The sequence below is a fragment of the uncultured Tateyamaria sp. genome (genome assembly GCF_947503385.1).
GTDB lineage: Bacteria > Pseudomonadota > Alphaproteobacteria > Rhodobacterales > Rhodobacteraceae > Tateyamaria.
Window position 1 is genome coordinate 112,791 of the sequence record NZ_CANNDO010000007.1, and the last position, 14,141, is coordinate 126,931.

Sequence of the window (14,141 nt, forward strand, 5' to 3'; positions counted from 1 at the left end):
CGCATTTCCTTGCGACTCACCATTTGATGTGTGCAACCGCAGGCATATCCCGCCGCTCAAGGAGCCCGCACCATGTTCCAAGTCCTGACCAGCGCCTGGGCGCTACTTTTTGGCATGTTCCTGCTGATGATCGGCAACGGGATGCAGGGCACGCTGCTGGGTATCCGTGGCGAGATCGAAGGGTTCTCGACCCTAGAGATGTCGATCGTGATGTCGGCCTATTTCGCCGGGTTTCTGGGGGGCAGCCGGATGGCGCCGCATATGATCCGGCGGGTGGGCCATGTGCGTGTCTTTGCGGCACTTGCATCGCTGATTTCGGCGGTGATGATCCTGTATCCGACCTTTGCCGATCCGTGGGTCTGGACGCTGGGGCGGGTGCTGATCGGGTTTTGCTTTTCGGCGGTGTATGTCACGGCGGAAAGCTGGCTCAACGATGCGGCAGACAATTCCAACCGGGGCAAGGCGCTGTCGCTCTATATGGTGGTGATGACCGTGGGCATTGTGGTCAGCCAATACCTGCTGCTGACCGCTGATCCGTCGGGCTTTGTGCTCTTTGTGATCCCCTCTGTGCTGGTGTCACTGGCGATCACGCCGATCCTGTTGTCGATCAGCCCGGTGCCCGCCTTTGATACGACCAAGCCGATGACCCTGCGCGCGCTTTACAATGTATCGCCGCTGGGCTGCGTGGGCATGTTTCTTTTGGGTGGCGTCTTTGCCGCTCAGTTCGGCATGGCGCCGGTTTATGGTACCCTCGCAGGGCTGAGTGTCGCGCAAATCTCGTCCTTTGTGTCGACGTTCTTTATCGGCGCGGTGCTGCTGCAATATCCCATCGGCTGGCTTTCGGACCGGTTTGACCGGCGGCTGCTGATCCTCGCCGTGGCGGTGATCGGCACGATTGGATCGATTCTCGGGCTGATGCTGGGCGGGACCTTTGCGCTGCTGCTGGTGTCCGCCTTTGTGGTCGGGGGCATGTCGAACCCACTTTATTCGCTGCTTCTGGCGCATACGAACGACTTTCTCGATCACGATGATATGGCCGCAGCCTCTGGTGGGCTGGTGTTCATCAACGGTCTGGGCGCGGTTGCGGGGCCGTTGATCGTGGGTGCGTTGATGGAGCGTGTGGGGCCGGGCGGTTTTTACATGTTCACCGGCGTATTGTTTGCCGTTCTGGTGGGCTATGCCGCGTATCGTATGACGCAACGCTCCTCCATCGCGGTTGAGGATACGGGGGCGTACGTGCCGATGGCGCAGGCCTCCATGACACCTGTCGCTATGGAAATCGCCCAAGAATACGCCATCGACGTCGAATTGGAGTCGGAAAATCCGGCAGAGGCCACATGACACCGCGACCTTTCGTCCCGACATGGTTGCAGCTTTGTGTCGGCGTTGTTGTATTTCGTGATTAGCGCGGCGCAAGCGTGCTGTGTAACGGTTTTATGTAGGGGGCCATGGTGTGAGGAGAATGGGTGTGGTTGGACCTGATGAGATACTGGCGTTTTGGCTGGATGAATGCAGCCCGGACCAATGGTATAACAATGATCCCGATTTCGACGCTGAGATACGTGCACGGTTTCTGACAACGTGGGAAGCGGCACGCGAGGGCAGCTTTTCCATGTGGCTGACATATCCCAACGGCGCGCTGGCCTACATCATCCTGACCGATCAACTGTCGCGCAACATGTTCCGTGACGACGCGCGCGCCTTTGCACTGGACCGGGCGGCTCTGACGGCGGCAAAATCCGCGATCAACAAGGGCTGGGACACGCGCATCGACGCACCCGCGCGCCAATTCTTTTACATGCCGCTCGAGCATTCGGAAAACCTGTGCGATCAGGACCGCGCTGTGCGGCTGATCTGTGAACGGTTGACTGATCCCAAAGGGCTCTTGCACGCGCGCGCGCACCGCGAAGTGATCCGGCAGTTTGGCCGGTTCCCGCATCGCAATGCCGCACTGAACCGCAAGAGCACGGCGCTGGAACAGGCACATCTGGATGCGGGTGGTTACGGTGCTGTTGTGCGGTCGCTTGAACAGGCCCACGCCGCCTGACCCTGCGTCAGTCGATTTGTCGCGCCCAGCTTGCGTTGAGGCATTCCGGAAATTAGTTTAACACTAAACTAGTTTTGGGATGCTATCGACGAGGACACGCAAATGGCGGCAAAATCATTCGATGTTGTGGTGATCGGGTCCGGACCCGGCGGATATGTTGCGGCCATCCGCGCGGCACAACTGGGTCTGAGCACCTGTGTGGTCGAACGTGAGCATCTGGGCGGCATCTGCCTGAACTGGGGCTGCATCCCGACCAAGGCAATGCTGCGCTCGTCCGAAGTGTTCCACTTGATGCACCGGGCCAAGGAATTTGGCCTCAAGGCGGACAATGTTGGCTATGATCTGGACGCAGTGGTCAAACGCTCGCGTCAGGTCGCGGGGCAATTGTCAGGTGGCATCGGCCACCTTATGAAAAAGAACAAAGTTACCGTGATCATGGGCGAAGGGACAATCCCCGCCAAAGGCAAAGTGTCGGTCAAGACTGACAAGGGCACCGAAGAGCTAACGGCCAAAAACATCATCCTCGCCACCGGCGCGCGTGCCCGTGAATTGCCGGGGCTTGAGGCGGATGGCGAACTGGTCTGGACCTACAAGGCCGCCCTCACGCCGAAACGGATGCCGAAAAAGTTGCTGGTGATCGGTTCGGGCGCCATCGGGATCGAATTTGCCAGCTTTTACAACACGCTGGGGGCCGACACGACCGTGGTCGAGGTCATGGACCGCGTGCTGCCCGTGGAAGATGCGGAAATCAGCGCCTTTGCCAAGAAGTCGTTCGAAAAGCAGGGCATGAAAATCATGCAAAAGGCGATGGTCAAACAGCTGGACCGCGCCAAGGGCAAAGTGACTGCGCATATCGAAGTGGGCGGCAAGGTCGAAAAACACGACTTTGACACCGTGATCTCTGCTGTGGGCATCGTCGGAAATGTCGAAAACCTCGGCCTCGAAGGGATGGGGGTCAAAATTGACCGTACCCATGTGGTAACGGATGAATTCTGCCGCACGGGTGTCGAAGGGCTTTATGCCATTGGTGATATCGCCGGCGCGCCATGGCTTGCGCACAAGGCCAGCCACGAAGGCGTTATGGTGGCCGAACTGATCGCGGGCAAAAATGACGTGCACCCGATCAAACCCAACTCCATCGCGGGCTGCACCTATTGCCACCCGCAGGTGGCCAGCGTCGGCCTGACCGAAGCGGCGGCCAAAGAGGCGGGTTACGAGATCAAAGTGGGCCGCTTCCCCTTTATCGGCAACGGCAAGGCGATTGCACTGGGCGAACCCGAGGGCATGATCAAAACGGTCTTCGACAAAAAGACTGGCGAGCTTTTGGGCGCGCACATGGTCGGCGCCGAGGTGACGGAACTGATTCAGGGCTACGTGGTGGGCCAAGCGCTCGAAACCACCGAAGAGGACCTGATGCACACCGTCTTCCCGCACCCGACGCTGTCCGAGATGATGCACGAAAGCGTGCTGGACGCGTATGACCGCGTTATTCATATGTAAGATACGGATATTTCTACAGTGACGAACCGGTGGCCGCTATCGTGCGTCCATCGGTTTGTTGATTCTGGGGTATTCAATGCAACGCATTTCTCATGTGATGGCGGGGGGCCTGTGCGCCGTTTGGCTGTTGGGCGCGCCTGCTGCGGCGCAGCAGCTTATGTTCGAGTATTTCACCATGCTCACCCCTCAGGACACGTACAACTCTCGTGGGGCACCGCTGAATGATGTCTGCGCTATCGTCCAGCAGGACCGCGCAAACTTTCACAAATTTGGCAAGCGAGACGCCGCAGACGGACCTGATCCGTTCTTTACCACGGCTGAGCGACGGGCAATGATCACCGGACGCTGCGCCTATGACCCGTCCTATCACACGGTTGGCCGGATCCGGTCCCAGACCATTGGCTTTGTTCTGGTGCGGGTTTACGGCAATGGCAGTTCGGTGAGCCGTGTCCAGATTTTCGAGGCCGCTGGCTGACAAGGCTTGCGCCTGACAGGCACCTGTGGTGAGCGTCGGGCATGTCAGACCGCACCAACTTCCCCCTCGTCTTTGCCCTTTGGGGGGCGGGGCTGGGGGCTGCCGGACAATATGCCAAGATTTCGGTCATCTTTGGCCAATTGCCTGCGGTCTATCCCGATGCAGGCACGGCGCTGGGATTCATCGTGTCGCTTGTGGGGTTTGTCGGCATCGTGTTGGGCGTGGCGGCCGGTCTGGTTGTCGCGCGCATCCGCTACCGCCGTGCGATGCTGTGGGCGCTGTGGGCCGGGGCACTGGTGTCAGCCTATCAGGCCACATTGCCCAGCTTGCCGCTCATGCTCGCGTCCCGTGTGGTCGAAGGGGTGTCGCATCTTGCTATGGTGGTCGCCGCGCCGACACTGATCGCGGGGCTAAGTGCGGCGCGGCATCGCGGGTTCACCCTCACGCTGTGGAGCACGTTTTTCAGCGTCGCGTTTTCCCTGCTTGTTGCTGTGGGCCTGCCGTTGGTGGCATGGGGCGGGATCGAGGCGCTGTTTCTGGCACACGCCATTTGGCTTGCGGTGTTTGCGGTGATCCTGACACTGTTCCTGCGCCCGATCGAGGCGCCGCCGCCGGGCGCGCTGAGCCTGTCCGGCGTCCTTTCGGACCATGTGGCCATATACCGCTCGCCCCATATATCCGCACCCGCGGCGGGATGGTTGTTTTACACCTTCTGTTTCCTTGCCATCCTCACGGTGCTGCCTCCTTATATCGCACCTGAATTGCGGGCGTGGGTGATGGGGGCCATGCCGCTGGTGTCCATCGCTGTGTCGTTGACGTTTGGCGTGTTCGCATTGCGTTTTATAACGGCCGTTGCCCTGATCCAGATCGGCTTTGGCGCCTGTGTCGTGGCACTGCTTTGGCTGTGGGTGGCACCGGGTTTGCCCGTGGCCTGTCTCGCGCTTGCCGGGGCTTTGGGGCTGGTGCAGGGGGCCAGTTTTGCCGCCGTCCCGCAACTCAACACCACGCCCGACTCGCAGGCGCAGGCTTATGGCGCGCTGGCGCAAACCGGCAATCTTGGCAACACGATGGGCACACCCGCATTGCTGGCCGTGTTGGGCGTTGCAGGATATCCCGGCCTTGTCTGGACGGCGATTGCGGTGCTGTCCGGTGGTGCGCTGGTGCATTGGTGGATGGCAGCCCGGCGCAAGGCGCTGGCGTAAGTTGGCGAAATCGGCTCAACTGCGCCCATGCCCAGCCTGAACCGCATCATCATGCACCGAAAAAGCCGTAAGATGATCGAAGGGCTGGACCCCCCAAACCTGCGGGTGGCCGAGATCAGCGGGAAATGGGGGGAGCAGTTCGATTTCGCGGTGTACGACCAGTATCGCTACCCGGAGTTTGACATCTGCGAGGGACCCATCCGTGACGGCGAGGGCAAGCCGCGCAAATACGATTTGGTCATGGCCAATCAGGTCTGGGAACATCTTGACCGGCCCTATGCGGCCACGCGCCACGTGCGCCAGATGCTCAAGAAGGGCGGGCATTTCTGGGTGGCTGTCCCGTTTTTCATTCCTTTCCACGCGGCCCCAAACGATTGCTCGCGTTGGTCGGCGCGGGGATTAAAAAATCTGCTGATCGAGGCCGGTTTCGCGGCGGATGCTGTCACATCCTGGCAGTGGGGTAATAGACAAGCGGCCCTGAGGAACATGGAAGAGGTCTGGCCGCCTGAATATGATGCAGATAGTGACCCATTGGACGACGATCCCGAGATGCCGATCTGCGCATGGGCTCTGGCCCGGCGCACATAAGCCTGTTCGCGTTCCGTTCTCACTTTTCCATTGGAGACTCAGGTCGCCTGATCTATATGCAAATCGTTAATGGGGGCGATTATGGCCGAGCAGAAAAATATCGAAGTCCGCGGCGCGCGCGAGCATAACCTGAAATCCATCGATGTGGACATCCCGCGCGACCAACTGGTGGTGATCACGGGCCTGTCGGGGTCAGGCAAATCGTCGCTCGCCTTCGACACGATCTATGCCGAAGGGCAGCGGCGATACGTGGAATCGCTGTCGGCCTATGCGCGCCAGTTCCTCGACATGATGCAAAAACCGGATGTGGACCACATTAGCGGCCTCAGCCCCGCGATTTCCATTGAGCAAAAGACAACGTCCAAGAACCCGCGCTCGACCGTTGGTACGGTCACCGAGATCTATGACTACATGCGTCTGCTTTATGCCCGCGCGGGCACGCCGTACTCGCCCGCCACCGGCAAGCCCATTGAGGCGCAGCAGGTGCAGGACATGGTCGACCGCATCATGGCGATGGAGGAGGGGACCCGCGCCTATCTGCTCGCCCCCATAATACGAGACCGCAAGGGCGAGTATCGCAAGGAGTTTCTGGAACTGCGCAAGCAGGGGTTTCAGCGGGTCAAAGTGGACGGCGAATTTTACGAATTGGACGAACCGCCGACGCTGGACAAGAAGTTCCGCCATGACATCGACGTGGTGGTGGACCGGATCGTGGTCCGGGACGGGTTGGAAACGCGGCTTGCGGATTCGCTGCGTACGGCGCTGGACCTCGCAGATGGGATTGCGATCCTTGAAACGGCGCCCTCTTCGGGGGTTGCCACCCCCTCATCGGGCGAAGAGGGCGCGGAGGCGTCCGATGAGCCCACGCGCATCACATTCTCCGAAAACTTTGCCTGTCCCGAAAGCGGGTTCACAATCCCCGAGATTGAACCGCGCCTGTTTTCGTTTAACGCGCCCTTTGGGGCGTGCCCGACCTGCGACGGGCTGGGACAAGAACTGTTCTTTGATGAACGGCTTGTCGTGCCGGACCAAACCCTCAAGGTCTATGACGGGGCGCTGGCCCCATGGCGCAAAGGGAAATCACCGTACTTCCTGCAAACCATCGAAGCCATCGCCAAGCATTACGAATTCGATCCCCAAACGAAGTGGAAGGACCTGCCGGCACATGTCAAACAGGTCTTTCTCTATGGTTCCGGCGACGAAGAAATTCCGTTCCGCTATGATGAGGGCGGGCGCGTCTACCAGGTCACGCGCGTGTTCGAGGGGGTGATCCCCAACATGGAACGCCGCTATCGCGAGACCGACAGCAACTGGATTCGCGAAGAATTCGAGCGTTACCAGAACAACCGTCCCTGTGGCGATTGCGGCGGCTACCGTCTGCGTCCCGAGGCACTGGCGGTCAAGATCGGCCCGGCGGGCGGCGCGCCGCAGGATCGCCTGCACGTGGGTCAGATCGTCCAGATGTCAATCCGCGAGGCCTTCGACTGGTGCGAACGGGTGCCGGAACATCTGACTCAGCAGAAAAACGAAATCGCGCGCGCCATTCTCAAAGAAATCCGCGAACGACTTGGGTTCCTGAATAATGTGGGACTTGAGTACCTTACACTGTCACGTTCAAGCGGAACACTGTCGGGCGGGGAAAGCCAGCGCATCCGGCTGGCCAGCCAGATCGGCAGCGGTCTGACTGGTGTCCTCTATGTGCTGGACGAGCCGTCCATCGGCCTGCACCAGCGCGACAATGACCGCCTCTTGGGCACGCTCAAGAACCTGCGGGATCAGGGCAACACGGTGATCGTCGTGGAACATGATGAAGAGGCCATTCGCGAGGCGGATTACGTGTTCGACATCGGCCCCGGCGCCGGTGTGCATGGCGGCGAAGTGGTGGCCCACGGCCTGCCGCAAGAGATTGCGGCGAACCCCAATTCGATCACCGGTGACTACCTGTCCGGCAAACGCGAGATTGCCGTGCCTGCCGAGCGCCGCAAGGGCAAGAAGGGCAAAAAGAAGGTGTCGGTGGTCAAGGCCAACGGCAACAATCTGCAAAATGTTACGGTGGATTTCCCACTGGGTAAATTTGTCTGCGTCACTGGCGTGTCGGGCGGGGGCAAGTCCACGCTGACCATCGAAACGCTGTTCAAAACTGCATCCATGGCTCTGAATGGCGCGCGCCAAACGCCTGCACCGTGCGAAACGATCAAGGGGTTGGAGCATCTGGACAAGGTGATCGACATCGACCAGCGCCCCATCGGGCGCACGCCGCGTTCGAACCCGGCCACCTATACCGGAGCCTTCACCCCGATCCGCGACTGGTTTGCCGGGTTGCCGGAATCAAAGGCGCGTGGCTACAAGCCGGGCCGTTTTAGCTTCAACGTCAAAGGCGGGCGCTGTGAGGCGTGTCAGGGCGACGGTGTGATCAAGATCGAAATGCACTTTCTTCCGGATGTCTACGTGGAGTGTGAGACCTGCAAGGGCGCGCGCTACAACCGCGAAACACTTGAGATCAAGTTCAAGGGCAAGTCTATCGCCGATGTCCTCGACATGACTGTCGAGGACGCGCAGGCGTTTTTTCAAGCGGTGCCCAGCATCCGGGAAAAGATGGACGCGCTGATGCGCGTCGGCCTCGGCTATATCAAAGTGGGCCAACAGGCGACGACACTGTCAGGCGGCGAGGCACAGCGGGTGAAACTGTCAAAGGAGTTGTCGAAACGCTCTACGGGTCGCACGCTTTACATCCTCGATGAACCAACCACCGGTCTGCACTTTGAAGATGTGCGCAAGTTGTTGGAAGTGCTGCACGAACTGGTGGATCAGGGCAATACGGTCGTGGTCATTGAACACAACCTCGACGTGGTAAAAACCGCCGACCACATTATCGACATCGGCCCCGAGGGCGGCGATGGCGGCGGCAAAGTTGTGGCCACAGGCACACCCGAAGAGGTGGCAGAGGTCGCCGACAGCCACACCGGCCACTACCTCAAGCCGATGCTGAACCCGCGCCGCGTGGCGGCAGAGTAGCGGTCAGGCGGCGCGCAACGCCTGCGCTTCGTACCCTTTGATCATGCTGCGCGCCGCCGGGCCGTAGCTTGACCACGACCGCGCGAGGTCTGGAAACAGCGACAGGATTTCGTCTTGGGTGTCCGCATCAAAGCCGGGCATCGTCTGGGGGCCGGGCAGATAGCTCTCGCAGGCCACGCCACCCGCTTCGACGATTTGGTGCGCTTCAAACAACATATGCAGATAGGTCACCACCTCCCAACCGGTTTCAATCTGCACGCGCGTTCCGTCCACCAGATCGCGCGCTTTGACCAGCACTTCGTCCTCACCAAAAAGCAGTTGCGCCTTGTAACCACCCACCACAATCCGGTGCTGCTGTGACACCCACAGGTCCTGGGCTGCACCATACGCGCCGCGCTGGATGCGCACGGGGCGATGGCGGTCGCGTGCGGCGACCGTGCGCTGCCCGATCCAACGCAGCGGCAGCGGGCCATGATCCGCCGTATCGACCAGATCGCCCGCCCGCAGGCTTTCGATGGGCCGCAGGCCGTGGGGCGTGCGGATCATTGTGCCGCGGACAAAGCAGGGGACTTGCGTCACTTCGACCAGTGCCGTGTCACTGGCACCGTTCTGGTCGGTGACGGTGTAGTTGAAATAAACAGTTTCCGGGTCGCTGTCGCCCGCGACCGTCAATGTGCCGTTGGCGTTGAGCGTGATGATCTGACCGGTTGCCAGCGTCACGGACTGGCCCGCCACCACCGGAGTGCCCTGAATGGCCGTGATCGTCAGCGTACCGCCGGTGGAGCTGTCATTGTCCAGCACATTGACGACATTGGTGTCGGCATTGCCCAAAGTGACCGCGTCGTCCTGCGCGACGATGGTCGATTGGACCGACCCGCCCGCGATCAGCAGATTGGTGTCATATTGGCTATCGGCCACGTCCGCGACGCCGATCTTGAGCGTGTTGGGCACACCGGAGTTGACCGGGGCAACAAAGGTCAGCGTGATGGTGAACCCGTCCATCTCGGTGTTGAACTGGTCGCCTGTGTTGTCCTGATACAGGTTCTGCGTGGAATTTCCGTTGATGTTTCCAATGGATGCACTGCCGTCACCCACGGTCACGGTTGCCTCGACCCCGTTGACCCACACACCGACCACGTCGTTGAACTGCGAATTGGCGTATTCGGGGTATTCTTCCGAACTCAGGACAAAATCGATGGTGATGAAATCGCCTTGCGGGGTGAAATTCACCTCCATGAACGCGGCGTCAGACGTGCTGCTTGTGGTCAGCGTCTCAAAGTCGGCATCGCCGTCCACACCGGCCGTGTTGGTTGAGGTGCCCGCGTTCTGGTTGGTGTTGAGCGTGCCGTCCGAGTTGGTGAAGTCCGCTACGTGACCCGTCGACAGGATAACGCCGGTGTCACCGGGGGTCACGCCGGGTGATACGGTATCGCCGTCGGTATACACACCCGAGCTGAGCGGATCGCCGGAATAGCTGGCCGAATTGACGGTCACCCCATCGCCAAAGATGGTGTTTGCCATCGTCTCAGCAGTGGCAGTGCTGTCGATCGGCAGCTCTGTGGCGGTGGGCATACATCTCGTCCTTCAGGCGCCTCTCTTACGGCGAGGCTTGCGCCCGATCCTGACGTGGAAGTGCAGCGGAAATGAGAGCAGTTTCAGCTAATTTGATGACAATTGGCCATAGTTCAGCATTGGCGCAGCAATGCCTGCTGCCTGCGCGAAAGTGTATGTTTTACTCGGGTTTACGAGAGGTGGGCCGACGCAGGTCCTGCGCCGTTTCCCGGTTTTGCCACATTTTGGTGCGCGTGCCGCGGATCAGCTTTGCCCGTGGCCGCGCGCCATCAGCCGGGGCAACATGGCGCTGAAATCCTGCCCGCGCCCGTCCTCATCCTCGACAAAGCGGCGATAAAGTTCGGCGGCCATAGCCCCCATGGTCGTGTCCGCGTCGACCGCTGCGGCGGCCTGCTGGCTAAGCCCGAGGTCTTTCAGCATCAGTTCCGCCGCAAATCCCGGTTGATAGTCGTTGTCGGCGGGGCTCTGCGGGCCAACGCTGGGGGCAGGGCAGTAGGCGTTCATGCTCCAGCTGTATCCCGAGGATGTGCTGACTACATCGAACATCTTTTGCCGGTCAAGCCCCAGCTTGTCGGCCAGTGCAAACGCCTCGCAGGTGGCAATCATCGTGACGCCAAGGATCATGTTGTTGCAGATTTTGGCCGCTTGGCCTGCGCCCGCATCCCCACAATGGACGGCTTTTTGACCCATGATGTCAAAAAGCGGTTCAGCCTTTGCAAAGGCCGCTGCGCTGCCGCCTGCCATGAAGGTCAACGTGCCTCCCGCTGCGCCACCGATCCCGCCCGATACGGGCGCGTCTACCGACAAAAGTCCGGCCGCCTCCGCTTGTGCTGCAACCGCGCGGGCGCTTTCGACATCGACGGTAGAACAATCAATGAGCACGGCGCCGGCTGCCATGGCGGGGATCACGTCGCCCGCGACACGGCGCAGAATATCGCCATTGGGCAGCATGGTGATCACGGCATCCGCATCCTGTACGGCTTGGACCGCACTGTCCGCCTGTGCCACGCCCGGGGCCGTTGTGCCCGCCACGTCAAATCCGGTGACAGCATGGCCCGCTTTGGCCAGATTGGCGGCCATCGGCGCACCCATATTGCCCAGACCCACAAATCCGATTTTCATCCCCGTTCCTCCCAGTTTGAGCGCCATATCTCCCAGCGGCATCAGCATCTTGCTTACGGCTGTGGCGGGCACGTTCTGATCCGCGAATTGCCATTTTGGCGCGCGGTCCTTGTCGATGATCGCGGCGCGGATGCCTTCGAGAAAATCGCCGTGCTCCATGCTGCGCGCGGTAAAGCGGTATTCGAGGTCCAGCGCCTTTTCCAGCGTCAGGGACGGCCCGCGCAGCCGGTGCAGCGCCTCGATGGTGCAAGCCATGGACAGGGGGCTGTTCCGGCCCAAGCGTTTGAGCGTGTCGCGGGCAAAGTCACTGTCCTCGCCGCGCAAGGTGGTGAGGATGTCTGACAAGGCGGCACCATGGAAATGCCGGTCAATGTCCGGCTGTGCCGTTTGCAAGGGGCCGGGAACGGTGGCGACGCTGCGCGCCGCGACCCTCTGGACGTCTGCGGTGGCCTCAAGCTCAGCGATCAGCGCGGGCCAACCTGCCTCGGGGATGTAGTGATCCGCAAAGCCTGCGTATATTGCGTCGCTTGCGTTCATGCGTGCAGCGGTCGTGCCCAGATACTCGCCCAAGCGACCGGGGGCGAGAGCGAGCATCAGTGACCCGCCCACATCCGGCACCAGACCAATGCCGCATTCGGGCATCGCGATCTGGGACGTGTCGCCCACGATCCGGTGCGAGCCGTGGCAACCAATGCCCACGCCCCCGCCCATGGTAAAACCTTGGAGAAAGCTGACGACCGGTTTGGGGTAGTGAAATATCTTGTGATTCAGGCGGTATTCGTCGGCCCAGAATTTTTGACCGTAGGTGTAATTGCCCTTGGTGCCTGTGGCGTAAAGCTCGGCGATGTCACCGCCCGAGCAAAAAGCCCGGTCACCTTCCGCATCGAGGATCACAAGGGCGACGGCGTCATCGTGTGTCCAGGCGTTGAGGGCAGCCTCGATGGCCAGACACATGTCGTAGGTCATGGCGTTGAGCGCCTCTGGCCGCTGGAGTGTGATGCGGCCCGCGCGTCCGGTGATACGGATGGAGATGTCGGTCATGGCAAGGCCGCCGTGCAAATGATTTCGATGTCATAGCCGCTGCCGCCGATTTGAACCTCGCCGCAAGACCGGGCCGGCGCATGGCCAACTGGCAACCACGCATCCCAGACTTGGTTAATCGCGTCATAATCGGCGATAGATGACAGCCAGATTGTGACGGACAGCAACCTGTCTTTGGACGTGCCGACTTGCGCCAGATAGCTGTCCACCTTGGCCAGCGCCGTGCGGGTCTGATCCGCGATCGGATCGTGGGCGGTGCCACATTGTCCCGCCAAATACACGGTATCGCCATGCACAACGGCTTGGCTCATGCGGGGGGTGGTGTCGAAGCGGGTAATGTCGGTCATCGGTTCTTCAGCATGTCGCGCGCCACGATCACGCGCATGATTTCGTTCGTGCCTTCGAGGATCTGATGAACACGCAGGTCGCGCACCAGTTTTTCGATCCCGTAGTCGGCGAGGTAGCCGTAGCCGCCGTGCAGTTGAAGGCACTGATCGACGACTTTGGACCCGGCCTCGGTCACGAATTTCTTGGCCATGGCGCAGAATTTCGTGGCATCCGGCGCACCCTGATCCAGCTTCCATGCCGCTTGGCGCAAAAACGTACGCGCCGCCTGTAGTTCAATCTCCATATCCGCGAGGCGGAATTGCAGGCCCTGAAACTGGTCAATGGGGTGGCCGAACGCCTTGCGTTCGCCCATGTAATCCAGCGTGGCGGTCAGCGCAGTCTGCGCAGCCCCCAGCGAACAGGCGGCGATGTTCAAACGGCCCCCATCCAGCCCCATCATCGCATATTTGAAACCCTGACCCTCTTCTCCCACCAGATTGCCGCTGGAAATGTTGCAATTGTCGAACTGGACCTGTGCCGTAGGTTGGCTGCGCCAGCCCATCTTATCCTCCAGTCCACCAAAACTGAGCCCGTCGGTGCCGTCCTCAACATACACGGTCGACACGCCCTTGGGGCCGTCTTCGCCGGTGCGCACCATGCACACATAGGCATCCGAATAGCCGCCACCCGAGATGAACGCCTTGGTCCCGTTCAGGACATAGCCCTCGTTGGTGCGGTCAGCGCGGGTGCGCAGGGCGGCGGCGTCCGATCCGCTGCCCGGCTCGGTCAAGCAATAGCTCAGCACGGTTTCCATGCTCAGCACGCCGGGCATGACCCGCGTCTTGAGGTCCTCTGACCCGAAACTGTCGAGCATCTTGGCGCACATATTGTGGATCGACAGGAACGCCGCCACGGACGGGCAGGCCATCGACAGCGCCTCGAACACCAGCGTCGCGTCCAGCCGGGACAGACCTGCGCCGCCTGCGTCTTCGGACACGTATAGCGAGGCAAAACCCAGTTCGCCCACCTTGGGCCACAGGTCTTTGGGGATCGTTCCCGCCGCTTCCCAATCGCGCGCATGTGGCGCGATCTGGTCCTGTCCAAAGGCATATGCCATGTCGAAAATGGCCCCCTGTTCCTCGGTCAGCGCGAAATCCATGACACCCCCCTGCGGCGATAATTGAACATACGTTAAATTCCGCTCTTTGCGGGATGTTTGCAACCACTCTTTGGCGCCCGCACCGGATGGTTC

At 60.7% G+C, this 14,141-nt stretch carries 11 protein-coding genes and 1 pseudogene; 7 read left to right on the forward strand and 5 right to left on the reverse strand.

Going from position 1 to position 14,141, the window contains the following annotated elements; genetic code table 11:
* Positions 1 to 72 precede the first annotated feature (72 nt).
* From Q1A85_RS18960 to uvrA, 7 genes are all read left to right on the forward strand, one after another.
* On the forward strand, positions 73 to 1,341 hold the full coding sequence (locus Q1A85_RS18960; protein WP_299693269.1) for an MFS transporter: 1,269 nt from the start codon (positions 73 to 75) through the stop codon (positions 1,339 to 1,341).
* 127 nt (positions 1,342 to 1,468) lie between these two features.
* Entirely contained in the window at positions 1,469 to 2,047 is a 579-nt protein-coding gene (locus Q1A85_RS18965) for a DUF924 family protein (protein WP_299693272.1), read from the forward strand.
* A 102-nt stretch (positions 2,048 to 2,149) separates the two neighbouring features.
* Complete coding sequence (gene lpdA / locus Q1A85_RS18970; RefSeq protein WP_299693275.1) at positions 2,150 to 3,547, forward strand: dihydrolipoyl dehydrogenase; 1,398 nt, start codon at positions 2,150 to 2,152, stop codon at positions 3,545 to 3,547.
* Positions 3,548 to 3,623: 76 nt separating this feature from the next.
* On the forward strand, positions 3,624 to 4,022 hold the full coding sequence (locus tag Q1A85_RS18975; RefSeq protein ID WP_299693278.1) for a hypothetical protein: 399 nt from the start codon (positions 3,624 to 3,626) through the stop codon (positions 4,020 to 4,022).
* Positions 4,023 to 4,063: 41 nt separating this feature from the next.
* On the forward strand, positions 4,064 to 5,224 hold the full coding sequence (locus tag Q1A85_RS18980; RefSeq protein WP_299693281.1) for an MFS transporter: 1,161 nt from the start codon (positions 4,064 to 4,066) through the stop codon (positions 5,222 to 5,224).
* 27 nt (positions 5,225 to 5,251) lie between these two features.
* Positions 5,252 to 5,812 (forward strand): methyltransferase domain-containing protein, encoded by a 561-nt coding sequence (locus Q1A85_RS18985; RefSeq protein ID WP_299693284.1) that lies wholly within the window; start codon positions 5,252 to 5,254, stop codon positions 5,810 to 5,812.
* 81 nt (positions 5,813 to 5,893) lie between these two features.
* Complete coding sequence (gene uvrA / locus Q1A85_RS18990) at positions 5,894 to 8,827, forward strand: excinuclease ABC subunit UvrA (RefSeq protein WP_299693287.1); 2,934 nt, start codon at positions 5,894 to 5,896, stop codon at positions 8,825 to 8,827.
* Between the two features lie 3 nt (positions 8,828 to 8,830).
* Here uvrA and Q1A85_RS18995 read toward each other — a convergent pair whose 3' ends face one another.
* The 5 genes and pseudogenes from Q1A85_RS18995 to Q1A85_RS19010 all read right to left on the reverse strand — a co-directional run bounded on the left by Q1A85_RS18995 (position 8,831) and on the right by Q1A85_RS19010 (position 14,048).
* A complete protein-coding gene (locus Q1A85_RS18995; protein ID WP_299693290.1) occupies positions 8,831 to 10,399 on the reverse strand; it encodes a Hint domain-containing protein in 1,569 nt (522 codons plus the stop codon).
* A gap of 243 nt (positions 10,400 to 10,642) precedes the next feature.
* Entirely contained in the window at positions 10,643 to 11,521 is an 879-nt protein-coding gene (gene mmsB / locus Q1A85_RS23000; RefSeq protein ID WP_366140613.1) for a 3-hydroxyisobutyrate dehydrogenase, read from the reverse strand.
* 33 nt (positions 11,522 to 11,554) lie between these two features.
* Positions 11,555 to 12,562: pseudogene (locus tag Q1A85_RS23005) on the reverse strand (enoyl-CoA hydratase/isomerase family protein); the annotation flags it as partial.
* Positions 12,559 to 12,909, reverse strand: a complete 351-nt coding sequence (locus tag Q1A85_RS19005) for a RidA family protein (protein ID WP_299693296.1) — start codon at positions 12,907 to 12,909, stop codon at positions 12,559 to 12,561. The pseudogene Q1A85_RS23005 and the gene Q1A85_RS19005, both read right to left, overlap by 4 nt.
* Positions 12,906 to 14,048, reverse strand: a complete 1,143-nt coding sequence (locus tag Q1A85_RS19010; protein WP_299693299.1) for an acyl-CoA dehydrogenase family protein — start codon at positions 14,046 to 14,048, stop codon at positions 12,906 to 12,908. The genes Q1A85_RS19005 and Q1A85_RS19010 overlap by 4 nt, the downstream gene beginning before the upstream one ends.
* Positions 14,049 to 14,141 lie beyond the last annotated feature (93 nt).

What these genes read in the sequence shown, in the direction of transcription:
- uvrA (WP_299693287.1), top strand. Translation starts at nt 5,894, where the DNA reads ATGGCCGAGCAGAAAAATATCGAAGTCCGCGGCGCGCGCGAGCATAAC.
- Q1A85_RS18980 (WP_299693281.1), top strand. Translation starts at nt 4,064, where the DNA reads ATGTCAGACCGCACCAACTTCCCCCTCGTCTTTGCCCTTTGGGGGGCG.
- Q1A85_RS18995 (WP_299693290.1), bottom strand. Translation starts at nt 10,399, where the DNA reads ATGCCCACCGCCACAGAGCTGCCGATCGACAGCACTGCCACTGCTGAG.
- Q1A85_RS19010 (WP_299693299.1), bottom strand. Translation starts at nt 14,048, where the DNA reads ATGGATTTCGCGCTGACCGAGGAACAGGGGGCCATTTTCGACATGGCA.
- lpdA (WP_299693275.1), top strand. Translation starts at nt 2,150, where the DNA reads ATGGCGGCAAAATCATTCGATGTTGTGGTGATCGGGTCCGGACCCGGC.
- Q1A85_RS18975 (WP_299693278.1), top strand. Translation starts at nt 3,624, where the DNA reads ATGCAACGCATTTCTCATGTGATGGCGGGGGGCCTGTGCGCCGTTTGG.
- Q1A85_RS18960 (WP_299693269.1), top strand. Translation starts at nt 73, where the DNA reads ATGTTCCAAGTCCTGACCAGCGCCTGGGCGCTACTTTTTGGCATGTTC.
- Q1A85_RS19005 (WP_299693296.1), bottom strand. Translation starts at nt 12,909, where the DNA reads ATGACCGACATTACCCGCTTCGACACCACCCCCCGCATGAGCCAAGCC.
- mmsB (WP_366140613.1), bottom strand. Translation starts at nt 11,521, where the DNA reads ATGAAAATCGGATTTGTGGGTCTGGGCAATATGGGTGCGCCGATGGCC.
- Q1A85_RS18985 (WP_299693284.1), top strand. Translation starts at nt 5,252, where the DNA reads ATGCCCAGCCTGAACCGCATCATCATGCACCGAAAAAGCCGTAAGATG.